This window comes from Chitinophaga sp. 05T412 (genome assembly GCF_056396465.1).
The window spans coordinates 609,903-635,613 of the sequence record NZ_JBFTLN010000001.1; the positions used below are offsets into that span (position 1 = coordinate 609,903).

The following is a 25,711-nucleotide window of genomic DNA, read 5'->3' on the forward strand; positions in this document are numbered from 1 at the left end:
CTGATCACACTGTTAAACATCCTATGCCTGACAACATCCGGCCAACAAAAACGTGCCTTTCAAATGGCAGTGGGCATTGGCGGTATAGGCGGAGAACAACACGACGGCCTATTGTTCAATTTTGAACCCCGTGTAAACCTATACGAATTCTCAAATAAATCCAGTCTAAGTATCGGGGCCAGTATTGGTTTTGGACCTACCGGGGCCAATGACCATACCACAACTCAGCGGACTTGGGAACCTCGTCATTTTAGAATTAGACCAGGTCAAATGTTCAATTTGCCCCTTACAGTTAACTACACCTTTGGCAATGGCGCTACACCGCGCGCCTACAGCCTGTTTGGCGGCTCTGCGGGTATAGGCTATGCCTATCATTACGCCACCAGATTTGTAGATCCGGGCCCCGGCATTGATACCACCAGGGTACGTGCGCATGGCCTGATATGTGATGCTAAATTCAATTTTCCTCTTGGCAATTCTTCCTGGAGTGTACATGCCGCCTATATGTTTAACTTCAGTCATAATAATCCCGATCTCCCTTCCATCAATAGTGTCAGCTTACAGTACACCATTGGCTATCCTATTTTCAACCGGGAAACACGGAAACAGCGGCATTATGAGCACGACCGGGCCTATTATAGGGAAATAGACCGTCAGAAGAAAGCAGAAATAAAAAACAAACGCAAACAGGCACGATCTGAAAAAAAAGAAACCACGTGATGAACCTCATCTCCCGTAAAAATTATTTCACGACCGGATTCATAAGATCAAAACCTGCGTGAAAATCGAGGTAGCCAGCCGCCGACTCTCCAGGGTCAAATACTACTACCATCGAACAAACTGGTTTTTTACTCCGTGGATTAGCCGTTTCAAAGGCAATACCCGCGCGGGTATCTTCGTATACGGCAATACGTCTGGCTTTATTCGCTGATTCATAAGATTGCTTTAACGCTATATCCGGATAAGCTTTCTTAATAGCAGCGATCGTGCTGCCAGCCCCCAGTCCTTTCGCGGTTTTAAAACGTGGCGAATTTACACGGATCTGTTTTACATATTGTGTATCCTGTGTACGCATAGCGGTAAATACCGCCAGCATATGCAACGAATCAATACTTTTATCTTTCTTACGACTATACCAGATACGCCATGCTTTCATCATGGCGGCATCTCCTGCATCCGGCTTACCTAATATCGCCAGATCCGCTGCAGGCGCCTCCAGCTTTATTTGTCCAATAGATTTGCCGGGAACAATCAGCCACGCATTTTTTTGTGCATAGCCAACAGATGTGAGCAACATCATCAGTATTCCTGTTATCAGGTAACGCATATAAAAATGATTTAGGTAAACAGCGACAAAAATACTGCCACTACAACAAGATAAATTTATTATATATAAAAGTTAAAAAGATGCGAAAAAAAACGCGTAATGATTTCCTTAACATTTGTGCTCATAATTTTACGTTCGTAAGGCCTTACACGCATACCTATTAAACTGTAACTTTTATACCATTCAACTGATGAAAAAAACGCTATTATTGCTCCTGCCGGTTATGGCAGCGGCCCTGGCTTCCCATGCGCAAAAATTAAATTTTGGCATAAAAGGCGGCCTTAACTTATCCAATGATGTCACCAGATTTTCTCATTATTTTCCCTCATTTTATGCCGGTGGTTTTGCAGAACTAAAGTTCAATGAACACTTCGCCCTTCAGCCTGAATTAGTGTACGCCCGGTCGGGATCACGCTATAAAGACGTGCATAAGGCCAATCAAGGTTATCTCAATATTCCGGTAATGGCAAAATACTATATTATACCGGATCTGTATGTAGAAGCAGGTCCGGAGGTAAACATCTATCTACACGGAATTGACGAATACAACAAAGACCATGTAAATACCAACGGGCGGTTTAGAAACACCAATCTCTCCGCTGGCGCTGGTATTGGTTATAATCTCCCATTTGGATTGGGCGTTTCTGCCCGGTATATGTTTGGGGTTAGTAACAAATCCGAAAATGGAAGCTTATATACCAGCAATTTGCAGGTAGGTGCACATTATACTTTCAAGCGAAAAAAATAATCCGGCCCGCCATCCATTGATTGCAAGATCCTTCCGGGAACGTACCGGAAGGATTTTTTTTGCGGCTGTAATAAAACGGAATGCTTTATTTTTGATATCATGTTACTCAAATTCCCCGCAGACCAGGACGGACAACAAATACTGAAAGCCGGCAACATCCACTTCGCGATGCTGAAACAACGCAACATGGCCCGTAAACGCACTATTTTCCTGAATGAAAATGTGATGATATTTGTGTTGTCGGGCCATAAACTGCTGCACTTCGAAGATAATACTACGGTGAAAGTAGAAGCAGGCTCTCTCCTGCTGATGAAACGCGGCTTTTATGTGATGTCGGACGTAGTAGGCAGCGGCATTAATTTCGAAAGTTTGCTCATTTATTTTTCTGACGAACAACTGCGAAGGTTCCTGCACAAATACAATTATACCGCACCCGCAAAAGCCCCCGCAGGTACTCATCTTTCCATATCATTAAATCCTTTACTGGAAGCTTTCCGGGAACACTACCTGACTTATTTTACCCAAACACCCAGTACACTGGCAGCGATACTGTCAGTGAAACTATATGAATTATTCCTGCTCCTGCTGGCCACTCCGCAACATGCAGCCATACTGGATTTTATGCAGCAAATTGTTTATGCACAACCGTCCGATATCGCTTTTGTGGTGAAACAACATTTGTTTCAGCCCCTCACGTTACCAGAGCTGGCCAAATTATCCGGACGCAGTCTAGCTTCCTTTAAGCGCGACTTTCAGCAGCAATACCAAACTGCCCCCAAACGATGGATCAATGAACACCGGTTGTCGTATGCGCAAACATTACTGCAAACCACTACTAAACAAGTAGCCGAAATAGCCACAGAATGCGGATTTGAAAGCCCTTCGCACTTTATCCGCATCTTCAAACAAACCTACGGCACTACCCCCAATGAGAAAAGAGCCAAAAAGGCGATGATCTGAGCTAATCCCGTTACCAGCAAACGTACTACTCCCGGTAATTTTGTATCCTAAAAAATGGACAACATGCAAACATTATCCGAAAAGAACAAAGCAGTGGTAAGACGCTTCAACGAAGAATTTATTATCAAAGGCGACCTGCAGGCATTTAACGAAGTGGTGTCACCAGATTTCATTAACCATACCGGCCCTGTTGGCCACCAGGATGCCGCTGCCACCCGCGATTTTATCATTCAATTACTACGCCCCGCATTCCCGGATATAAAGCTGGAAATTTTTGATATGATTACGGAAGATGATAAAGTAGTGACCCATAAAGCTTTTACAGGCACCTTCAGTGCCCCTTTCTTACAACACCAGCCCACCGGCAAACCAGCTACCCTTCGTATTATTGACATTGTACAGTTGAAAGATGGCAAATACATTGCCCACTGGTCTGTACGTGACCTGGTTACACACGGATGATTCATAAAATATGCTTACTTTAAGCGTATGAATCGCAAACGTTTCCTGTCTGCTCTCGTTACTGCCGGCGCCGGATTACCGGCATTACAAACCTTTGCCGGAATAGGATTACCTGCCATTTCAGATAAGAAGGAACCACTGGTACCTCCTTATCTGAAACCTGGTGATATCATCGGCATTACCTGCCCTGCAGGATATATTAAAAGAGATGAAATACAACCCGCTATTCGTATTATGGAAAGCTGGGGATTTAATATTCGTATAGGCAAAACCGTTGGAGCACGCGATTATAGCTTTGGTGGCACTGATGCGGAACGCCTTGCAGATCTGCAGGCCATGCTCAACGACGAAAGTATAAAAGCCATTATGTGCGGGCGCGGTGGCTACGGTACCGCACGCATTATTGACCAGCTCGACTTTTCCCGGTTCCAAAAGAATCCTAAATGGGTAATTGGCTTCAGCGATGCCACTGTATTACATTGTCATATCAATCGCCATTTTGGAATTGCCTCCCTTCACGCTAAAATGTGCAACAGCTTCCCGGATGATTTCCGGAAAGCAGAACCTATTGTGCAAGACACCATCATGTCTATCTACCAGGCGCTCACCGGCAAAAAAATGCAATACAGCACCACACCGGATAGCCGCAACCGCAAAGGAAAAGCCAGGGGCACGCTGATCGGTGGCAACTTATCTATTATTCAAAGCATGTCCGCCACAGATTCTGAAATAGATACCAATGGAAAAATTTTATTTCTGGAAGAAGTAGGAGAATATCCGTATAGCCTTGACCGTATGCTGGGCACTCTCCAGCGCTCTCACAAACTGGATAACCTGGCGGGCCTTATTATCGGCGGCTTTAACCGCATCAAACCCGATGATCCCGGCGAAGAATTCGGCAGAACCGTATATGATATGGTGCTGGAAAAAGTAAAAGATTTCAAGTACCCGGTATGCTTCAACTTCCCGGTAGGACACCAGAAAAACAATTATGCTTTCAAATGCGGTATGATGCACACGCTCTCTGTAGCTGACGATGCGGTAACCCTGAAAGAATAACTATTTCACCAAAAAAGTAATAATAAACAATACAGCCAGTACATACATTACCGGGCTAATACTTTTATATTGCCCCGTTAATACCTTTAACAACACGTACGACAACATACCAAATACAATTCCTTCTGCAATGCTATAACTGTAGGGCATCATCACAATCGCCAGAAACGCAGGAATGGCCTCTGTTACATCATTAAAATCAATTTTAGTAACGGCACCCATCATCAGCATCCCTACAATAATTAAAGCAGGTGCCGTAGCGGCCTGTGGAATCATGGCAAAAACAGGCGCAAAAAACAGGGATAATAAAAACATGATGGCCACCGTAAAAGATGTCAGACCTGTTTTACCCCCCGCCGCAATACCGCTGGCGCTTTCTACATAAGCTGTTACCACACTGGTACCTAATAAACCCGCTGCCGTAGTCCCCACGGCATCCGCCATGAGCGCCTGCTTGGCTCTCGGCAAACGGCCACTTTCATCGAGCAGTCCGGCCTTGTTACATAATCCGATCAGCGTACCAACGGTGTCAAACAAATTCACCATCAGCAACGTAAAAAGGATCATCACCATATCCAGTGAAAATATTTTATTGAACTCCAGCTTAAAAGCTACAGGCGCCAGAGATGGCGGCAAACTCACCAGGTGCCCGCTTTCCGGGAAATGAGTAATGCCCAGCGGAATGCCCACCACGGTTGCCGCCAGGATACCTATCAGCAGCGCGGCATTGACATTTTTATACATCAGCACCGCACTCACAATCAACCCGATTAAAGCAATGAGTGGCCCTATACTGGTGACATCTCCCATTTTCAGGATCACGCCATCCAACTTTCCATCCCCCACATGATGCATCCCGGTTTCGATAATACCCGCATTGGCCATACCAATCAGGGCAATCAACAATCCAATGCCTACCGAGATGGCATGCTTCAAATTTTCCGGAATACTGTTGATAATCGCTTCCCGTATGCGGAACATCGATAGAATGATAAAAATAATCCCTTCCAGGAAAACAGCCGTCAGCGCAAACTGCCAGGTATATCCCATAGATGCCACAATGGTATAGGCAAAAAAAGCATTCAATCCCATGCCCGGCGCCACGCCAATAGGTAGTTTGGCATATAGCGCCATCACCAGCGTACCAATGGCCGCCGCCAGCGCAGTAGCAGTAATCAGGGCATTAAAATCCATTCCCGTACGGGAAAGAATACTGGGATTCACCGCCAGTATATACGCCATCGTGGAAAAGGTTGTTAACCCTGCCAGTACTTCTTTCTTAACAGTTGTGTTGTGTTCGGAGAGCCGGAAAAATTTTGCGAGCATGCTGCAAAAATAAGCGTTTCGCGATTTATCATTTTATGCTAATTTCAAGGCATGCAACAACGTTCGGGTGGATGGAAGGTGATTAATAAATGGTTAGGCGACAAAGACCTTAAACCCTTTAAGTTCCAGGAAGATGCCTGGAAGGCTTATCTACAGGGCAAATCGGGTATTGTGAATGCGCCTACAGGCTTCGGAAAAACTTTTTCCCTGTTCCTCGGCGCCGTCATCGCCTGGATAGATGCCCACCCTAAAGACTATACCCATAAAACAAAGAATGGTTTACAACTGCTGTGGATAACACCCCTCCGTGCCCTCGCGAAAGACCTGGGCCGGGCCATGGAAAGCGCCCTGCAGGAGCTGAATGTGCCCTGGGAAGTAGGCATCCGCAGTGGTGATACTTCTGTAGCACTCCGCGCCGCACAGAAAAAGCAGATGCCCGAAGTATTGATCATTACGCCCGAAAGCCTGCACCTGCTACTGGGACAGAAGGAATATCCCAAAGTATTTGCCCGCCTGCATACCGTAGTAGTAGATGAGTGGCATGAGCTGATGGGCAGCAAACGCGGCGTAATGGTGGAACTGGCGTTGAGTCGCCTGAAAGGCCTGCGCAGGGAACATCTCCGGCTATGGGGTATTTCCGCTACCATCGGCAACCTGGAGGAGGCGCTGGAAGTCTTGCTGGGGCCTTATCACAACGATGGCATCATTATCAGGGCCAAACTGAAAAAGAAGATCGCCCTCAAAAGTGTGATCCCCGATGAAATAGAAAACTACCCCTGGGCAGGACATCTCGGGCTGAAAATGTTGCCACAGGCGCTGCCCATTATCCATGAAAGTCAAACCACCCTGATATTTACCAACACCCGTTCCCAATCGGAACGGTGGTACCAATCCTTGTTGGTAGCAGATCCTATGCTGGCAGGTGCATTGGCTTTACACCATGGTTCTATCGATATGGAATTACGTATATGGGTAGAAGAAGCCCTGCACAATGGTATCCTGAAAGCCGTAGTATGCACGGCCAGCCTGGATTTGGGCGTGGATTTCCGGCCGGTAGACAGTGTGATCCAGGTAGGCAGCCCCAAAGGCGTAGCCCGGTTCCTGCAAAGAGCCGGCCGTAGCGGGCATCAGCCGGGAGCGGTGAGCAAAATATTTTTTCTGCCCACCCATGCACTCGAGCTCGTAGAAGCTGCTGCGCTGAAGGCCGCCATGGAAGAAGATCTCATTGAAAGTAAAATGCCGGTGATACTGGCATACGACGTGCTGCTGCAATACCTGATGACCCTGGCGGTTTCCGATGGGTTTCATGCCAATGAAATATGGGAGGAAGTGCGGCAAACCTTCTGTTATCAGTATTTGACGGAAGAAGACTGGCAATGGCTGCTCGCCTTCCTCACCACAGGCGGCGATGCGCTGGCCAGCTACGATGAATTCAAAAAAATTGAACGCACCGGCGATTTCTATATCTGTCGCAGCCGCATGATGGCCATGCGTCACCGGTTGCACATCGGCACCATCGTCAGCGATGCCATGCTGAAAGTAAAGTTCATGAGCGGTGGCTACGTGGGCGTAATTGAAGAAGGATTTATTTCCCGCCTGCAGGTAGGCGATTCTTTTACGCTGGCAGGTCGCAACCTGGAATATGTGCTGATCAAGGATATGACGGTATTGGTGCGCAAATCCAATTCCAAAAAATCAATTGTACCCAGCTACCAGGGCGGACGTATTCCCTTATCCTCCAATCTGGGCCGGAAGCTGCGGGAGAAATTCAATGAAGCACTTTCCCGCAATACCAAAGACCCTGAGCTGGTGGCCCTGCAACCACTGTTTAACCTACAGGAAGAACTATCGCATATTCCCCAGGCGAATGAATTGCTCATAGAACAAATACAAACCGAAGATGGCTACCACCTCTTTGTATATCCGTTTGAAGGCCGCCTGGTACACGAAGTAATGGCAGCCTTGCTGGCCTATCGTATTGGTCGTATCCGGCCCATTACGTTCTCCATTGCTATGAATGACTATGGCTTTGAGCTGCTGTCTGATCAGCCTATTCCGCTGACCGCTGACAATGCCAAACAGCTTTTTTCTACAGACAACCTGCTCACCGAACTGCAAACCAGTGTGAATGCTACGGAAATGGCCAGGCGTAAGTTCCGCGACATTGCAGTGATTGCGGGTCTCATCTTCCAGGGCTATCCCGGGAAACATAAGGCCAACCGGCATCTGCAGTCGTCCGCCTCCCTGCTGTTCAACGTATTCGGTGACTATGATCCACAAAACCTGCTGCTCAAACAGGCCTTCAACGAGGCCTTCTTTTACCAGATGGAAGAAGCCCGTTTACGCGAAACGCTGGAACGTATTGCCGTGAGCAAAATTGTGATCACATTTCCGCAAAAACTAACGCCGTTCTGCTTCCCTATTAAGGTAGACAGCCTGCGGGATACCATGACCAGCGAAAAACTGGAAGACCGGATCAAAAAATTGATCACGAACGGTTAAGAATTCAATAATTTGCGGGACATTAAAAAACAGTTGATTCAGTGGTCGGGGAAATATTTCATTTTCAACAACAGCATTGGCATTTGCTGCCCCAACGGGCAATATTTTGGGAAGAAGAAAAAGCGTTGATCTTGTCTGATCTTCATCTGGGCAAGGCGGCACATTTTCGCAAGGCGGGTATTGCCGTTCCGGCCGGCATTGTACAGGAAGATCTTTTCCGGCTGCAACAATTGATTACCCAATATCTGCCTACCCGGATCATTATTGTGGGAGATATGTTCCATAGCCATGAGAATAACGAGGTGCAGTATTTCCGGATATGGCGGCAACAATTTTCACATATCAGCGTAGATCTGGTCAAAGGCAATCATGATATTATGCCCGATGCCCTATACGAGCAATTGCAGATAACGGTACACGATACCCTTACCCTCCGCAATATTCATTTTATCCATGAGCCTTGTGAAGATAGCAATGGCTACCAGTACACTTTCTCCGGACATTTACACCCCGCATTTGTCATGCATGGCGCCGGTAAGCAGCGGTTACGTTTACCCTGCTTCTATTTTGGCCGGCATTGCGGCATTTTACCCGCTTTTGGGCACTTTACCGGCTCGGCGAACCTGGACCCCTACACCACGGATGCAGTGTTTGTAATAGCCGGAAAATCGATTATCCGGGCACAGTGACCCATGTAGTTATTTTTTATGAAGATTGCCTATCACGACATATACACCCATCCGCTGCCGGCAGACCATCGCTTCCCGATGCTCAAATACGAACTGATACCCGCCCAGCTCCTGCGCGAAGGAGTGATCACAGCCGGGCAACTGTTTACGCCGGCGGCTGCCACTGCAGACACCATTCTGCTCACGCATACGCCTGCTTACTGGCAACAACTGACAAAACAGACGCTGTCGCCACGGGAGCAGCGAAAAATTGGCTTTACACAGTCGCCCGCACTTACCCAAAGGGAAATAGTGATTACGCAAGGTACCATCGACATTGCGCTACACGCGCTGGAACATGGTATTGGGTTTAATGTGGCCGGTGGTACGCACCACGCCTTTGCGGATCATGGGGAAGGCTTTTGCCTGTTAAACGATTTTGGCGTTGCCGCCAACTACCTGCTACACCAACGGCGCATCCGGCAGGCTTTAGTGATAGACCTGGACGTACATCAGGGCAATGGTACCGCAGCGTTGTTTGCCCATAACGCACAAGTATATACGTTCAGCATGCATGGGGCACACAACTATCCTTTCCATAAAGAAATATCTGACTGGGACATTCCCCTGGCCGACGGCATGGATACCGCTACCTACCTGCAATTGCTGGAAAACGCTTTACCAGTGCTGATTAACCGGGTAAAACCGGATATCGTTTTTTACCTGTCGGGCGTAGATATCCTGAGCACCGACAAGTTTGGGAAGCTGAATGTAACGCAGCAGGGCTGCAGAGAGCGGGATGAAATGGTATTCCATGCGTTAAAGCAACATGACATCCCCTGTGCGGTGGCTATGGGAGGTGGTTATTCCACGCACATCCGTGATATTGTAAATGCCCATTGCAATACCTTCCGCACCGGCATCAGCATTTATGGGTATTAGGCACCCGGGCGGGTGCCGGCATATCGTGACCGCGTTTGCTAAATAATCTTACCATCTTTCATGACCAGTTGCCGGTCGCTCATCGGCGCCAGTTCTTCGTTGTGGGTCACGATAATAAAGGTTTGCTGCAGTTTATCACGTAGTTCCAGGAACAGATGATGCAGTTCCTTCGCATTGCGGGAATCAAGATTTCCCGTGGGCTCGTCTGCCATCACCACATCCGGATCATTGATGAGTGCACGTGCTACGGCCACCCTTTGCTGTTCCCCACCGGAAAGCTGATTAGGCTTATGTTCGAGCCGGTCTTTGAGTCCCAGCGTTTCCAGGAGGAAGAGGGCTTTCTCTTTGACAGCGGCCTTTCTGGTGCCCGCTATATAGCCAGGGATACAAACATTTTCCAGTGCTGTGAACTCTGGTAGCAGGTGATGGAATTGAAAAATAAAGCCAATATGACGGTTCCTGAAATCAGCCAGGGCATTCCCCTTTAAACCGGTCAGATTGACATTATTCAGCCAAACGTCCCCGGCAGTGGGCGTATCCAACGTTCCGAGAATATGCAGTAAGGTGCTTTTGCCGGCGCCAGAGGAACCAACGATGGTCACAATCTCTCCTTTACTGACAGTAATGTCTACCCCTTTCAAGATGGGTAAATTGGAATAATTTTTGGTAACATTGCGGGCGGTTAGCATAACCCAAAGAAAAGTAATTAACCGATAAAATAGTAAAAGTTGTTTATTTCAAATTAAATAATACTTTTGCGAAAAATTAAAAAGTAAAAATTTTAATAAGATGTACTGGACATTAGAATTAGCTTCATACCTGGAGGACGCTCCATGGCCAGCTACTAAAGACGAACTTATCGACTACGCCATTCGTTCCGGTGCACCGATCGAAGTAATCGAGAACCTTCAGGAATTGGAGGACGAAGGAGAAATTTATGAGGGGATTGAAGATATCTGGTCTGATTATCCGTCGCAAGACGACTTCTTCTTTAATGAGGATGAATACTAGCTTTCGAAGAGCGTAAAGCAGAAAGCATAAAGCAAAAGTGCTACTAAAGCACCTGTAAACAAAGCTATTTAAGCGAACGATTAAAGCGGAATATATCTGCTTTAATCGTTCGCTTTTGTTTTTAAGAAATGTACAAACACGTACTATTCCGCAAAAAATTCAGGCAGGATCTTACCTCCTAAAGCTATTGCGTTCCTCATTTTTCAGCTATCTACCATGAAAACAGCGAATGATGAAAGCAGATATCCTCCGCCTTCATCATTCGCTGTTTTTATTTTTCTGCGTTCGCCTTTCGGCTATCCGCTTATTTCTCCATTTGGTCAATTACTGGTTTGGATACTCCGGTGAAGGAGAAGCCACCATCATGGAACAGGTTCTGCATAGTCACCATTTTGGTGAGATCAGAGAACATGGCCACTGCATAATTAGCGCATTCGTCGGCAGTAGCATTACCCAGTGGGCTCATAGCATCTGCGTAGGTCATAAAGCCATCGAAGCCTTTCACGCCGCCACCTGCGGTGGTTTTAACGGGAGACTGAGAGATGGTGTTTACACGTACTTTCTTAGCAGTACCGTAGTGGTAACCGAAGCTGCGGGCAATTGATTCCAGCAGGGCTTTGGCATCCGCCATTTCACCGTAGTCAGGGAATACCCGCTGCGATGCGATATAAGACAATGCAATTACAGACGCCCACTCGTTCAGTGCATCCAGCTTGTAAGCTGTTTGCAGTACGCGGTGCAGCGACATTGCAGAGATATCAAATGTTTTGTGGTTAAAATCGTAATCCAGATCAGTATAGCTTCTGCCTTTACGGATATTCATACCCATTGCTACTGAGTGGAGAACGAAGTCGATCTTACCACCAAAATGCTCCATGGATTTGTTGAACAGGTTGGCCAGATCATCCATATTGGTTACATCCGCCGGAATTACAGGTGCTTTACAGGTTTCCGCCAGTTTGTTGATCTCACCCATACGCAGGGCAATAGGGGCGTTGGTAAGCACAATTTCAGCGCCTTCTTCCACACAACGCAGTGCAGTTCTCCATGCAATAGACTTTTCATCCAGTGCGCCGAAGATGATACCTTTCTTCCCTTTTAATAAGTTATGAGCCATTTGGTCAAAATTAATTTCGGCAAAAATAGCAGTAATAGTTGAAAAAAAAAGATGTTACCTGTTCAGCTGTTAGCTTTTAGCCACGAGCTGTCAGCTTTCGGCCAGGAATACCCCTGTTTAAAGTGCAGCAAAACCAGCACCACAGCACCTGTTGGCGCTCCAGGCATATCCCGGCATTTATCAGTGCTCTCCATCATGCGCCAAAAGCCACAACCAATGACTGAATGCGTGATTTCCACCATATTTACCAGCATCTGCCCATGTCAGCTAATGACTCACCATTTCCCGCGCATTCTCCAGTGCAGCAGCCGTAGGCTTCTCTCCACTCAACATCTGGGCAATCTTATTCACCCGCTCTTCTTCTGACAACAAGCGTACGCTGGTGGTTACTTTATCCGCCTTCGCGTCTTTATATACAAAGTAGTGCGCATCTGCTTTACCCGCTATCTGCGGCTGATGCGTAATACAGATGATCTGGTGAGATTTGGCCAGGCTCTTCAGGATAACACCTACCTGCCGGGCAGCTTCTCCGGAAATACCGGTATCTATTTCATCGAATATCAGGGTGGGTAATGCCACAGATTGCGCCACCAGCGACTTAATACAAAGCATCAGGCGACTCAGCTCACCACCGGACGCTACTTTGCCCACCGGTGCAAATTGATTGCTCTTATTGGCATCAAATAAAAAGTCTATCGTATCCTGTCCGAATGGATTTAACTCTCCGGCCACAATATCTACTTTCAAACGGGCATTAGGCATGCCTACCTGCGCCAGTAAAGTATTGACATGTTTTTCGAACGGAGCAGATTGTTCCTGGCGCTGGATCGTAATTTCCGCAGCCATTTGCAGCAAACTTTCTTTCAAACGGGCCTGCTCCTGTTCCAGGTCCGCCAGTTGTTCATCCAGGTTCAACACACTTTCTACCTTCACAGTCAGCGCATCTTTAATGGCCAACAGCTCATCGGTAGTTTGTACAGCATGCTTTTTAAACAGGCGATAACCCAGCGCCATGCGGTCGTTTACTACCTCAATGCGTTGTCCGTCGTACTGTACCTGATCATTGATGCTTTCTACTTCTCCGGCAATGTCCTGCAGTTCCAGATAGGCAGAGAGCATTCTTTGCGCCACTACCGGCATTTCTTTGTGAAAGGCCGCTAATCCCTGTAAAGAGGACTGTATTTGCTTCAATTGCTGTAAAACAGGCTGCTCATCTTCTTTCAACTGAAAGTAAACCCGGTTGAGGGTATTTTTAATTTCCTCTGCATGGCTCAGCGTTTGCAACTCTGTATCCAGGTCTTCTATTTCGTTGGGACTAAAACCGGCGTCAGATAACTCATCCAGCAGGAAACGGTTGTAGTCCAGCTCTTTGTTAGCGCTATCGCGGCTATCGAATAGTTGTTTGTATTTTTTCTGTACCTGTACATACTGCACAAATACCTGGTGGTATTGTTGCATGATGGCAGGCTTATTCACCAGGGCGTCAATCACTTCCCGTTGAAAATCGGCGTTACCCAGTGCCAGGGTATCAAACTGCTGATGCAGGTCTACCAGGCAACCGCTTAATTCGGTCAGCTGGGAGATATTCACCGGCGTATCATTTACAAAGGCCCTCGATTTACCAGTGGCACTTACTTCTCTCCGGATAATCAGCTGATCCTCCAGGTCCAGTTCATGCTGCTGAAAAAAGGCAGCTACCTGGGATTTCTTTACTTTAAAAAGTCCCTCGATAATGCACTTACCTGTTTTATCGAATAATACGCCCGGGTCAGCCCTTTCCCCAAGGATGAGGGAAAGCGCACCTAGTAATATGGATTTACCTGCACCGGTTTCTCCGGTGATCACATTCAGGTTCCCTGAGAAGTCTACTTCCAGGTGATCGATAATTGCGTAATTCTTGATGGTTAATCGCTGTAACATAAGTAAGGAAATTCCTTTATGATGTTGAAAGCTTAGGTTCCGTTCACCCGCTGAATGCCTGCTTTGGCACGCTGGTCAAGGGAATTCTTATAATCATGCCCCTTCATGCTCAAACAACGTTGATAACATTCCAGTGCTTTCGCTTTGTCGTTTCTCTTTTCGTAAATGTAACCCATTTGGAGGGAAGCCCTGGCGGCATAATATTCCGGCCGGTTGCTACCCACTTTAATCGTTACATCATACATGGCAATGGCCTGGTCATCTTGTCCGCTTTCATCGTAAATACGTCCCAACCGATAAGCATATTCCAGTTTGTCTTCCATGGCCGGGAAGTCGGAAGCATGTTTGGTCAGCAACATGCTCAGTGCTTTGGGGAAGTATCCGCCATCACTCAGCAACCGTACCCGTAGTAAAAAGGGATTTGGCCACCTGCCACTCTTCGCTTCTTTCAGAGCTTGTTTGTCTGCATCCGTTTCCAGTCCGCCCTTTGTAAAAATCATGGCCCGGTACTTATCTGCAGCAGCCTGATTGCCTTCGAGGTAATAATACCAGCTCAATCGCTGTAAGCACTCTTTCACATAAAACTTCCCCTTAAAGTTATTCACGAACCGCTCCAGGTATACATGTGCATCGGGATCCAGCCTGGTTAACTTCAACAACCCCATTACATAATTATAGTATTGTATGTCCGCGTATTCTGCGGTATCATTCCGCTCCTCCAACACTTTCAGCCCTAGTGCTGCTTTCTGGTTATTCAGGGAGAGATTGGCTACCATCAGCGCAAACAGGTAATTATTTTTGGTATCCAGCTGCTTCTTTTGTAAAAACTCCCAGGTATCTTCCGGTTTATTCACAATAAAAAGCGTCAGGTAGCAATAGTAGTAGTAAGATTCCTCCCTGAACATTTTTGCTTCAGGCGCATTACTATCAATGAACTTGTTCACATTGGCCATCCCATCTTTAATACTTCCTTTCATCCCCAGGATATTGGTAATCCACTTGTAACCTTCAGGGATGGTACCAAATACGGTTTGCATGGCTCCCAGTAAAAGGTTATTGGGTACAAAACCGGGAAAGCGTTGTTGGTTTTCCTTCAGCATCATATAGGCTTTCCGGATTTCCCAGGTGGCATCCCATTTCTCATCAAACTTTATCTTGATCAGCGCCCACTGGAATTTGATGGCTGCCTGTGTGTACAGATAGTAGGGAGAATCCGGTGATCCTTCCTCCATTTTGTTGAGCCGGAAGGAGCGTAAGCTCCTCTTCTTCGAATATTCGGCCGCATCTTCATTGAAGAAAAGCGGAAAAAAATCTGCATAGTTATCCAGGAAATAAGGCGCCAGGTTATCCGGATGCTCTTTCTTCTCTGTTTCCAGCAAAGCCCGGCCTGTGTTAATGCGCAATTGCATGATGGCATCATACGCCTGTTCACATCGGGTATTAAAATCAAATACTTTCTGCCTGGCACTCACACTCAACCCTACACTCAATAAAAGCAACAAAAAAATACTACGCATACGGGGAAAAATTCCAGAAATTAAAGCCAAATCTCACATATCATCTTCCAAATCCCAAATAACAATTCACATTTTTTAAAGTTGCATTGCCCCATCCAATTCCCTGCCATAAAATAAAAGAACTACTACGCAAGGTACCTGCGCAACGGCACCGGACACAAAGCTAATATAATTAGTAAAACAAAACTAAATAAATTAGTATATTTTTTTACGGACATGCCTACACGCAAAAAGGGCATCCGGAGATGCCCTTTTAATATAGAATAACTTATGCCTGATTAGATGGTCACAGTAGCTTCCAGGTCGTTGTCTACCAAGATACGGCCACAGTGCTCACAAACAATAATCTTTTTGTGCTGACGGATTTCAGCCTGACGCTGAGGAGGAATGGCATTGAAGCAACCACCACAGGAATCACGCTCAACAGTTACTACAGCCAAACCGTTACGGTAGTTCTTACGGATTTTTTCGTAAGCCTGCAGTAAACGTGGATCTACCTTCACTTTCGCGTCCTCACTTTCTTTACGGAAAGCTTTCTCTTCTTTATCTGTTTCAGCAATGATCTTTTCCAGTTCGCCTTTCTTGTGCTTCAGGTTCGCTTCTTTATCCGCTACTGCTTTCTTAGCTACTTCGAGGACACGGCTCTTCTCTTTAATCTCTTCGTTTGCATCCTTGATATGCTTTTCAGCCAGCTTGATTTCCAGCGCCTGCATCTCCATCTCTTTGGTGATGGCTTCAAACTCACGGTTATTCTTCACGTTGTCCTGCTGCTTCTCGTACTTCTTGATCAGCGCTTCCGCCTCTTTAATGGCGTTCTTCTTGCTGGCAACGAAGTCCTGTATACCTTTCATCTCATTTTCAATGTGAGACTGGCGGGTGTTCAATCCTTCGATCTCGTCTTCCAGGTCTTTTACCTCCATCGGCAACTCCCCTTTCAGCACCTGGATCCCATCCAGCTTGGAATCAATCTTTTGCAATCTGAGTACAGACGCTAATTTTTCTTCAACGGAGTATTCTTTTACGGTTGCCATGTATTATAAATAATTTACCGGGTTTGTTTTAATCGTAGATTTAAGAGGCGCAAAATTACGGAATTTTTCAGTCAATATATGATAAAATAATTCTACTGTAAACTGCTCGCTCTCAAAATGTCCAATATCTGCTATAATTAATTGATTATCAGCGTCAAAAAATTCATGGTATTTGAAATCTGCCGAAATATAGGCATCTGCCCCGGCCGATATCGCCTGCTTTAACAGGAAGCTACCCGCCCCTCCACATAACGCCACTTTTTTTACAGGCTTACCCCGTAAAGCGGTATATCTCACACAACCAGTACCAAATTGCTGCTTCACATGTTGTAAAAAATGCATCTCTTCCATGGCCTCCGGCAAAACACCCACCAACCCTGAACCGACCTCCTGGTAAGCATTATCCAGGCTTATCACATCATAGGCCACCTCCTCATAAGGATGACTGCCCCGCAATGCCTGCAAAATTTTACCTTCCAAATATACCGGAAAAATTACTTCCAACTTTATTTCTGCCTCAAAATGTCTTTTTCCCGGCGTACCCACATAAGGGCTCGTGCTTTCCGCCCCTTTGAAAGTACCCTGGCCCATCCCGTTAAAACTGCACTCACTATAATTACCAATATGCCCGGCGCCAGCTTCAAACAACGCCGACCTCACTGCTTCCACATCTGCCGCAGGCACAAATGTGTATAACTTCTTCAGTAATCCACTCTTCGGCGATAATACCCGGCATTCTCCCAACCACAATTTAGCCGCCATCTGCGCACATACCCCATTCCGCACATTATCCAGGTTAGTATGCGCCGCATATACCGCTATATCATGCTTGATTGCCTTAATAGCCACCCGCTCCACATAGTTTTTCCCATTAATCTTCTTCAGCCCCCCGAAAACAATCGGATGATGCGCCACCACCAGGTTACATCCCCGCGCAATGGCCTCGTCTATCACCTCCTCCGTAGCATCCAGGGTCAGCAACACATTGGTGACCTCCCAATCGGCCCGCCCAAAAATAAGCCCCGCATTGTCGTAGCTCTCCTGGTACTGCAAAGGAGCAAACTGCTCTATTGCCTGTATGATCTCTTTTATTTTCATATCTGCAAAAATTAATGGTTCATTCCCGGCATCTACTAAATTTGCAAAAAAATAAGTTTTATGCCCGGAAGCAAATCTACAGCAGAACAATATGCGGATTACAAAATAAAAATGCAAAAAATTGCAGACGTAAGAAATGCCCTGGCCGTATTAGGCTGGGACCAGGAAACTTACCTCCCTGAAAAAGGCGCTGCATTCCGCGGTCAACAAATTACTACCCTCAGCACCATCGCCCACGAACTATTCACCGCCCCCGAGCTGGATGCCATACTCCAGGCCCTCAAAGGCAATACCAGCGTGGATGCGGTAGCACAGAAAAATATATTGCTCTCTACGGAAGACTTTGAAAAGAATAAAAAATATCCAGCCGCTTTCGTAGCAGAAATGTCCACCGTCACCAACGAAAGCTATCATGCCTGGATAAAGGCACGCAAAGCGAACGACTATAGCCTCTTCGCACCAGCGCTGGCCAAAATGATTGCCCTGAAAAAAAAGGAAACCGATATCCTCGGCTACGAAGGACACCCCTACAACGCCCTGCTCAACGAATATGAAAAAGGCGCCACCACCAACATGCTGGATACCATTTTCAATGAGGTGAAAACAGCATTGTCACCACTGCTGAGCCAAATAGAACAACAACCTGCCGTCAACAAAGACTTTCTGCATCTTCATTATAACCGCGATACACAATGGCAATTCGGTATCGACTTGCTGAAAAACATGGGCTATGATATGCAGGCAGGCCGCCAGGATATCTCTGAACACCCTTTTACCACCAGCTTCAATCCACAAGATGTAAGAGTAACCACCCGCATCGATGAAAATGATTTTGGTAACATGACCTGGAGCTGTATCCATGAAGGCGGACATGCCCTGTATGAGCAAGGCCTGCCCACTGATCAATACGGTCTCCCCTGCGGTGAAGCCACCAGCCTCGGTATACACGAGTCACAGTCACGGCTATGGGAAAACAACGTAGGCCGCAGCCTGAACTTCTGGCAACATCACTATCCCCGCCTGCAACAGCTTTTCCCGGAAAACCTGGCAAATGTGTCACTTACTGATTTCTATAAAGCCATCAATAAAGTACAGCCTTCACTCATCCGCACCGAAGCAGATGAACTCACTTACCACTTCCATATCATGATCCGTTATGAAATTGAAAAAGGACTGATCGACGGAAGTATTGATGTAAAAGACCTGAAACATACCTGGAACGAATACTACCGTCAATACCTACACGTAACTGTACCAGACGACGTACAGGGTGTATTGCAGGATATTCACTGGTCGCACGGCAGCTTCGGTTATTTCCCTACTTATTCCCTTGGTAGCTTCTATGCTGCACAGTTCTTTACTGCAGCACAGCAACAGTTACCGGGACTGGATGCGCAAATCTCTGCGGGCAACTACCAGTCTTTGCTGGAATGGTTACGGACAAATATCCATCCTTTCGGACGGTTCTATACCTCCAATGAATTATGTAAAAAAGTAACCGGAAAAGAACTGGTATTCGGTGATTTCCTGGCGTATGCGCAAAAGAAATACAGCGGGATATATCGCTTAGCATAAAGCGGAAAGCATAAAGCAAAAAGCTATTAAAGCGGATGACCAGAGCGAGTATTTAAATTACTCATCCGCTCTGGTCATCCGCTTTAATAGCTTTTTGCTTTATGCTTTCCGCTTTATGCTCCTTTAAAGTCCGGACAATTTCTCCAGCTCCGTGAGCGTCATCACACCTTCCTTCCGTCCCACTTCTTTTCCATCTTTATAAAAAATAAACGTAGGCAGCCCTTTGGATTGAATCGCCTTCATCACATCCTGGTCCTTACCTCCATCTACCACTACTTTTTTCACCTCCGGATGCTTACTAAAAAACTGCGCCAACACCGGCTCCATTTGTTTACAGGGTGGACACCATTTGGCGCCAACATCTGTTAGTACTAATCCTTTTGCATTAATTCCTTTATTGTAGTCGGCAACAGTGAGCTGTGGTTGATTATTCTCCGCACCTTCCAGTGATTTACCCGCCTGCTTCCAGGCGTTAATACCACCTTGTAATTCTACCACCTGCTGAAAACCATTGGTTCTCATCCACTCCGCCGCTGCATGGCTGCGTCCTCCACTCAAACAATACACGTATACCGGCTTTTGCTTATCCAGGTATTGCACTCTATGATTAAACTCCTCTTTATTAGTATAATCCGCCTGCAGAGCACGTGGCAGATAGCCGGTTTTAAACTCAGCAGCAGTACGTACATCAAATACCTGAACGCCAGACTGTTGTATATCTTTATCAAACGCCGCTGCATCTTCGGCCAGCTTTTGCTGTGCCATCAACGAATTCCCCATCAGCAATGCCAGGGCGACTAATAAGTATCTACTCATAATTTCCTCAGTTTTGGCATAAAGTTAATAAACAACTCACTTCCTTGTCTGGCTGGGTGTGAATTGTAACAAGGGTATAACGTTTTAATATCAAAATACGGCGAAAATAATTCACGATATTCGGCTTCATCGCCACCAAACGGAGGCCCGTCCTGCGGGAAAGTGCGATCAAATAATACACCCGCCAGATGCCCGCCATATCTAATCAGTGAATACATATGTTTCACGTAATCTGCTCTGCGTGAAGGTGGTAGCGCACAAAAAAAAGTTTGTTCCAGCACCAGGTCATAAGTACCGGTGTGTGCAAAAAAATCTTCTTCCAATACTTTCACACGGGTACGGGCAAACGTTTTCTGCAATTTTTCCACCAATACCGGCGCAATATCCAATACCGTTACATCACTGAATGCCTGTCCGGCGAGATAAGCCGCCTCATAACTGTTACCTCCACCGGGAATGAGTATACGAATATCGCGGTTATATAGCTGATCAATATAGGCTTTCAATGGTGGCGATACTTTTCCCATATCCCACCCGGTTTCGCCATTGATATATCTGTTATTCCAGTACTGACTATCCATTTGGTGAATTCTTTTCAGCTAAGTTACGGCCATTCAGCCATATACATAAAACCATCGGTTTTCCAAACATTATTATTATTTTTATACTTTGAATATACCTATGAAACGGCTTTAACGCCACCTATGCCATGAAAAGCCTACACTATAAATTGCGGAATGCCATCAGATATACTTTTTGCAGCCTGCTGCCTATATTGGCGATCGCATTTACTGCGCATGCGCAATCAGTATCCATTAAAGCGGATAAACTGGCGGCTTGTCCTCCGTTTCTCGTAAACTTCACGGCTACACTGGATGCCGGCTATCAAAATATTGAATGGGATTTCGGACTGGGCGCCAACGTTCCCAACGATCTCACCCCTTCCAAAACCTTTCAGAATCCAGGCATCTATCATGTGAAACTGACGGCTACCTATAGCGCCACCAATGTCATTGTCAAGCAATTGGATATACAGGTGTACAATAAACCAGCTGCTAAATTCAATACGCCTAACGTGAACGGATGTGCGCCGTATATGGCCTCCTTCCAGGATCAGTCCACACCCGGTGATGGCAGCATTGCAGATATTACCTGGGACTTTGGAGACGGTGGTGGCGCTATAGGCCCCAATGCCACACATACCTACACCCAGGCAGGCACCTACAATGTTATCAGCGCAGTCACCAACAGCATGGGATGCTCCAGCACCGGCGGCCCTGTTTCCATAAAAGTACAGAGCGCACCTACACCCTCTTTTACGGCAGACAAAACGCAAAGCTGTACTACACCATTCACCGTGAACTTTTTCAATAGCACGGTGAATAACTCGCCCGATCCCGTAACGTATACCTGGGATTACGGCGATGGCACCACCGGCGCCAATCCTCAACACACTTATACCAAAGAAGGAAAATATACCGTGAAATTAACCGCTACTACCAGCGGCAATTGCTCGGCGCCACTCACCAAAACAGATTACATTGTTATCTCAAAAGTAAAACCAGCGTTTACTTTTTCTGCACTTTGCGCAGGACAAACCATTACGTTTAAAAATACCACACAACCTACACCTGATAATGTGATCTGGGCCTTTCCGGACGGTACCCTGCAAACCAGCACGGATGCAGCAAAACAATTCCCCGCTCCCGGTGATTACATCATTAAAATGCAGGCAACACTGGGTAGTTGTACAGAAGAAATACAACAAACTATTCACGTAAACCCTGCGCCGGACATTGATCCTATAGCCACGCCTATCAGTGCATGTAATACGCCCTTTACCACGCAATTCAATGCACAATCATCCAATGCTACTGCGTGGAACTGGAACTTCGGCGATGGTACTACCGCAACTACGCAGAATCCCGCACACACCTATACGAAAGAAGGCACTTATTCCATCAGCCTGACGGCCACAAACGCATTAGGCTGTAGCAAAACCGTCAGCAAAGCAAACTACATCCAAATCATTAAACCAGACCTTTCCATCTATCGTAGTGTGCCGGAAGGATGTGTGCCTTTATCAGTAGATTTTTATGCAGAAGTGAATATACCGGACCCTATTGCCAGCTATCAGTGGGACTTTGGCGATGGTACTACTTCTACTGCTCCAAAGCCTACACATATTTTTACCAAAGAGGGCATCTTCTTTGTAACCCTGAAAGTGACTACAGCAGGTGGTTGTATCGCCAGCGGCCAAACGATTATTACCGCCGGCATTCGTCCGGTAGTGGATTTCACGGCTACGCCGTTAAAATCCTGCGCGAAAGATCCGGTACAGTTCACCAACCTATCTGTGCCCCGCGGCACTTCCTGGATCTGGACTTTTGTGCAAGACAACAGCACCAGCACACAGGAAAATCCTAACCATCAGTTCAATGAAATTGGCAGCCATGATGTGATCCTGGAAGTAAATAATAACGGCTGCCGCGAGCAGCTGATCAAAAGAAATTATATCCAGATTATTCCGCCCATCGCGCGTTTCACCACTGCACCGGATTGTATCGATCCATATCACCGTAAGTTTACCGACAACTCCACCTTTGGACCTATTCCTACTGCTGTAAAAACATGGCTATGGGAATTCGGGGAAAACGGCGCCACGTCTACCGATCAAAGCCCTGATTTCATTTACAAAACCACTGGTATCAAACAGGTGAAACTGACTATCGACAATGGTACCTGTACCAATACTTATTCTTTGTCAGTCAATATTATAGATGAAAAACCACTGATCACTTCTGATAAACCACGGATCTGTAAAACGGAAAAAATAAATATCAGTCTGGGGCCTCTGAATAATAATAACATCAATGAGTATAAATGGGATTGGGGAGATGGGAGTGCAATACAGGCCATCCCAGCCTATAACTTTGACCCTACAAAAGGTATAGCACATCAATACAACAAGACCGGGACCTTCAACATTAAACTCACCATCACGGATAAAAATGGTTGCGTGAAAGATGCTCCCGTGATATCCATTGATGTAAACGGTAGTGATCCTGATTTTGATTATATCGGTAAGAGATGTAAGGATGAGATATTTACATTCACCGATAAATCCACTACCAATACCGGCAACCAGATACTCAACTGGGAATGGGACTTCGGCGATGGTAGTGCCAAAGAAACATATCCCACCCAACCGTTAGGGATCAAACACACTTATACTAACGCAAACGATTATACGGTATCATTGACTGTAACAGATCAGTTCAGCTGTATCTCCAAAGTGCAAAAGGTGATTCAATTCGATCGTGTAAAGGCCGATTTCATGGTGCCGGCCAACATTGCATGTCTTGATAAGTCGTTTACTTTTGTAGATCAGTCACAAGGCAACATTCAAACCTATGCCTGGGATTTTGGTGATCACACTACCGGTACTGGTAACAAACCGGTGAAAATATATACCGCGCCGGGCACCTATAACGTCATCCTGAAAGTAACCACTGCCGCAGGTTGTATAGATGAAATCACTAAAATCAATGAGATAAAGGTACCAGATCCCAAAGCATCGTTTACTATTCCGGATAAACTGGATCTCTGTCCGCCGGTAAAAGTATTGTTTACCAATACGTCCACCGATTACAAAAATGCGAACTGGGATTTTGGAGATAATGGCACGTCTACTAAAAACGATCCCGACGTACATATTTACGCCCGCGCCAGAACCTATAATGTAGTATTAACAGTATATTCAGAAGGCGGATGTTCCAGCACCAGTACCTTACCCATTACCATCAAAGGTCCTGATGGCACTATGAAAACCACGCCTACACAAGGTTGTGTACCTATGGATGTTAGCATCACTGCTACTTCTGTAAAAACAGACAGCTACATGTGGGATTTTGATGATGGCACCGTACTCACTTCCACTACCCCTGTTTCTCCTTCACATACTTACGTGAAACCAGGCATTTATTACCCGAGGGTATCCCTGCTGGACAATGAAGGCTGTGTAGTGAAAGCTGACGGAAATGATAAAATTATTGTGGATAAAGCAACCGCCGATTTTAGCACCAACGACTTCCAGGTTTGTGGCGGAGGATTGGTCACTTTTACCAACAAAAGTCAAACGGTAACGAAAAACTTGCTGGCACTGGATTTCACAAATGCCTGGAATTTTGGTGTGCCTGGTAATCCGGATAACACCGCCAGCACAACAGATGGCAAATTCACTTATCCACAACCGGGGACCACAGATGTAAAACTGGTAGTTACCAGTGCTTATGGATGTATAGATGAAAAAACATTACCGGTGGTGATTCCTCCACAGGCAGTGCCCGTGATAGCGCCGATTCTGCCACTTTGCGTATCCGGAAAAATACAACTGCAGGGTAGCGATACTAAAAATGTACCCGGTACCAAATGGCTATGGCAGGTAGGCGCAGACAAAACATTTAATCAACCTACTCCACCGGAAATTACACTCAATAGTCCGGGTACGGTACCCGTAACTTTAACCATCACCAATGCAGATGGTTCCTGTCCGGCTACCACCAACGCTAACATGGTAGTAAACCCTTCGCCTATATTAAATCCCTCTCCTGCAACTGCCGACATTTGCCGGGGATCGAGCCTGCAATTACAGGCCAATACCACGGCTAATGTCAAAGTGCTATGGACCAACTATAATATCTCAGATCCTGCCAGCGTTTCGCCCAAAGTAACACCTGACGTGAACACGGTGTATCATGTGGTGGCTACTAACGAATTCGGCTGTACGAACCAGGCAGAAATACCAGTTACAGTAACACAGCCTTTCCATATTTATGCACAGGACATGGAAATATGTGCAGGCGAAAGTGTGAAGATGAATGCCGGCGGTGCATTGCGCTACCAGTGGATTCCATCCCGTGGACTCAATCGTTCCGATATTCCTGATCCTATCGCTACTCCGGATGGCAATATTACTTACAAGGTGGTAGGCTATAACAACAGTGCCTGCTTTACAGATACCGTGCTGGCTAAAATATATGTGCGTAGCGCTCCGGTGATCAATGCAGGACCGGATATCGTTACCGCCACCGGTTCCATCATTTCGTTACCGGTAAAAGGAAGTGAAGACATTATAAAAATTGAATGGACGCCGGTAAAAGGGCTCAGTTGTTACGACTGTCTTACACCGACCGCCACTCCTACGGATGATATCACCTATCATGTAAAAGTGATGAATCAGTTCGGGTGCACCGCTTCCGATGATATTTCATTGAAACTGGTATGTGATGAAGGCAGCATCTTCATTCCTAATAGCTTCTCCCCTAACGGCGACGGGCAAAATGATGTGTTCTATGTGCGCGGACAGGGAATGCAAACGATCCGTTTGTTCAGGATCTTCAACCGCTGGGGACAACTGGTATTTGAACGTAGCGGGGTTAACTCCAATGATCCTTCCAAAGGATGGGATGGCCGTTTTAAAGGGGTGCCGTTGAATCCTGATGTGTTTGTGTATTATGTAGAAGTAGTGTGCGATAAGGGAGCCGTTAACCTGCTGAAGGGCAACGTGACCCTGATCAGGTAACCGCTGATTTTCAACATACTGTATAAGGTGTTTTATGCCCTGACAGGC

Annotated in this window: 21 protein-coding genes; 11 read left to right on the plus strand and 10 right to left on the minus strand. The window is 46.3% G+C overall.

Annotation, left to right across the window (positions count from 1 at the left end; translation table 11 throughout):
• Positions 1 to 270: 270 nt before the first annotated feature.
• Positions 271 to 720 (plus strand): hypothetical protein, encoded by a 450-nt coding sequence (locus AC1DFM_RS02280; protein ID WP_477075111.1) that lies wholly within the window; start codon positions 271 to 273, stop codon positions 718 to 720.
• Between the two features lie 22 nt (positions 721 to 742).
• Here the strand turns inward: AC1DFM_RS02280 and AC1DFM_RS02285 are convergent, their stop codons facing one another.
• The gene (locus AC1DFM_RS02285; protein ID WP_477075112.1) at positions 743 to 1,327 is read right to left on the minus strand and encodes a hypothetical protein; all 585 of its coding nucleotides are present in this window, start codon (positions 1,325 to 1,327) and stop codon (positions 743 to 745) included.
• 190 nt (positions 1,328 to 1,517) lie between these two features.
• On the opposite strand from AC1DFM_RS02285, the gene AC1DFM_RS02290 reads away from it, so the two are divergent.
• The 4 genes from AC1DFM_RS02290 to AC1DFM_RS02305 all read left to right on the plus strand — a co-directional run bounded on the left by AC1DFM_RS02290 (position 1,518) and on the right by AC1DFM_RS02305 (position 4,556).
• Positions 1,518 to 2,075, plus strand: coding sequence for a porin family protein (locus AC1DFM_RS02290; protein WP_477075113.1), 558 nt, complete (start codon positions 1,518 to 1,520; stop codon positions 2,073 to 2,075).
• Between the two features lie 99 nt (positions 2,076 to 2,174).
• Positions 2,175 to 3,035, plus strand: a complete 861-nt coding sequence (locus AC1DFM_RS02295; protein ID WP_477075114.1) for a helix-turn-helix domain-containing protein — start codon at positions 2,175 to 2,177, stop codon at positions 3,033 to 3,035.
• A gap of 63 nt (positions 3,036 to 3,098) precedes the next feature.
• The gene (locus AC1DFM_RS02300; RefSeq protein ID WP_477075115.1) at positions 3,099 to 3,497 is read left to right on the plus strand and encodes an ester cyclase; all 399 of its coding nucleotides are present in this window, start codon (positions 3,099 to 3,101) and stop codon (positions 3,495 to 3,497) included.
• A 27-nt stretch (positions 3,498 to 3,524) separates the two neighbouring features.
• Positions 3,525 to 4,556 carry a S66 peptidase family protein gene (locus AC1DFM_RS02305; protein ID WP_477075116.1) on the plus strand — a complete coding sequence of 344 codons (1,032 nt, stop codon included), beginning with the start codon at positions 3,525 to 3,527 and terminating at the stop codon, positions 4,554 to 4,556.
• Here AC1DFM_RS02305 and AC1DFM_RS02310 read toward each other — a convergent pair whose 3' ends face one another.
• A complete protein-coding gene (locus AC1DFM_RS02310) occupies positions 4,557 to 5,882 on the minus strand; it encodes an NCS2 family permease (protein WP_477075117.1) in 1,326 nt (441 codons plus the stop codon).
• Between the two features lie 51 nt (positions 5,883 to 5,933).
• On the opposite strand from AC1DFM_RS02310, the gene AC1DFM_RS02315 reads away from it, so the two are divergent.
• Genes AC1DFM_RS02315 through AC1DFM_RS02325 form a run of 3 tightly spaced genes read left to right on the plus strand, consistent with a single transcriptional unit; the run spans position 5,934 to position 9,994 of the window.
• Positions 5,934 to 8,384: a ligase-associated DNA damage response DEXH box helicase gene (locus AC1DFM_RS02315; RefSeq protein WP_477075118.1), complete on the plus strand. Its 2,451-nt coding sequence runs from the start codon at positions 5,934 to 5,936 to the stop codon at positions 8,382 to 8,384.
• A gap of 41 nt (positions 8,385 to 8,425) precedes the next feature.
• Positions 8,426 to 9,073, plus strand: a complete 648-nt coding sequence (gene pdeM, locus AC1DFM_RS02320; protein WP_477075119.1) for a ligase-associated DNA damage response endonuclease PdeM — start codon at positions 8,426 to 8,428, stop codon at positions 9,071 to 9,073.
• 18 nt (positions 9,074 to 9,091) lie between these two features.
• A complete protein-coding gene (locus AC1DFM_RS02325; RefSeq protein ID WP_477075120.1) occupies positions 9,092 to 9,994 on the plus strand; it encodes a histone deacetylase family protein in 903 nt (300 codons plus the stop codon).
• A gap of 38 nt (positions 9,995 to 10,032) precedes the next feature.
• On the opposite strand, the gene AC1DFM_RS02330 is transcribed toward AC1DFM_RS02325, so the two are convergent.
• Positions 10,033 to 10,683, minus strand: coding sequence for an ABC transporter ATP-binding protein (locus AC1DFM_RS02330; protein ID WP_477075121.1), 651 nt, complete (start codon positions 10,681 to 10,683; stop codon positions 10,033 to 10,035).
• Positions 10,684 to 10,783: 100 nt separating this feature from the next.
• On the opposite strand from AC1DFM_RS02330, the gene AC1DFM_RS02335 reads away from it, so the two are divergent.
• Positions 10,784 to 11,005: a DUF2795 domain-containing protein gene (locus AC1DFM_RS02335; RefSeq protein WP_012794455.1), complete on the plus strand. Its 222-nt coding sequence runs from the start codon at positions 10,784 to 10,786 to the stop codon at positions 11,003 to 11,005.
• A gap of 304 nt (positions 11,006 to 11,309) precedes the next feature.
• Here AC1DFM_RS02335 and AC1DFM_RS02340 read toward each other — a convergent pair whose 3' ends face one another.
• The 5 genes from AC1DFM_RS02340 to AC1DFM_RS02360 all read right to left on the minus strand — a co-directional run bounded on the left by AC1DFM_RS02340 (position 11,310) and on the right by AC1DFM_RS02360 (position 17,688).
• Positions 11,310 to 12,122, minus strand: coding sequence for an enoyl-ACP reductase FabI (locus AC1DFM_RS02340; RefSeq protein WP_089893210.1), 813 nt, complete (start codon positions 12,120 to 12,122; stop codon positions 11,310 to 11,312).
• Between the two features lie 267 nt (positions 12,123 to 12,389).
• Positions 12,390 to 14,042, minus strand: a complete 1,653-nt coding sequence (gene recN / locus AC1DFM_RS02345; protein WP_477075122.1) for a DNA repair protein RecN — start codon at positions 14,040 to 14,042, stop codon at positions 12,390 to 12,392.
• 32 nt (positions 14,043 to 14,074) lie between these two features.
• The gene (locus AC1DFM_RS02350; RefSeq protein WP_477075123.1) at positions 14,075 to 15,559 is read right to left on the minus strand and encodes a tetratricopeptide repeat protein; all 1,485 of its coding nucleotides are present in this window, start codon (positions 15,557 to 15,559) and stop codon (positions 14,075 to 14,077) included.
• A 278-nt stretch (positions 15,560 to 15,837) separates the two neighbouring features.
• A complete protein-coding gene (locus AC1DFM_RS02355; protein ID WP_477075124.1) occupies positions 15,838 to 16,590 on the minus strand; it encodes a zinc ribbon domain-containing protein in 753 nt (250 codons plus the stop codon).
• Positions 16,591 to 16,593: 3 nt separating this feature from the next.
• On the minus strand, positions 16,594 to 17,688 hold the full coding sequence (locus tag AC1DFM_RS02360; RefSeq protein ID WP_477075125.1) for a Nif3-like dinuclear metal center hexameric protein: 1,095 nt from the start codon (positions 17,686 to 17,688) through the stop codon (positions 16,594 to 16,596).
• A gap of 60 nt (positions 17,689 to 17,748) precedes the next feature.
• Between AC1DFM_RS02360 and AC1DFM_RS02365 the strand changes: the two genes are divergently transcribed.
• Positions 17,749 to 19,263 carry a carboxypeptidase M32 gene (locus tag AC1DFM_RS02365; protein WP_477075126.1) on the plus strand — a complete coding sequence of 505 codons (1,515 nt, stop codon included), beginning with the start codon at positions 17,749 to 17,751 and terminating at the stop codon, positions 19,261 to 19,263.
• Positions 19,264 to 19,386: 123 nt separating this feature from the next.
• On the opposite strand, the gene AC1DFM_RS02370 is transcribed toward AC1DFM_RS02365, so the two are convergent.
• Both AC1DFM_RS02370 and AC1DFM_RS02375 read right to left on the minus strand, forming a co-directional pair.
• Positions 19,387 to 20,079, minus strand: coding sequence for a rhodanese-like domain-containing protein (locus tag AC1DFM_RS02370; protein ID WP_477075127.1), 693 nt, complete (start codon positions 20,077 to 20,079; stop codon positions 19,387 to 19,389).
• A complete protein-coding gene (locus AC1DFM_RS02375; RefSeq protein WP_477075128.1) occupies positions 20,076 to 20,660 on the minus strand; it encodes a methyltransferase domain-containing protein in 585 nt (194 codons plus the stop codon). Before AC1DFM_RS02375 ends, AC1DFM_RS02370 begins: the two co-directional genes overlap by 4 nt.
• 128 nt (positions 20,661 to 20,788) lie before the next feature.
• On the opposite strand from AC1DFM_RS02375, the gene AC1DFM_RS02380 reads away from it, so the two are divergent.
• Positions 20,789 to 25,663, plus strand: coding sequence for a PKD domain-containing protein (locus tag AC1DFM_RS02380; protein ID WP_477075129.1), 4,875 nt, complete (start codon positions 20,789 to 20,791; stop codon positions 25,661 to 25,663).
• The last annotated feature ends 48 nt before the right edge of the window (positions 25,664 to 25,711 follow it).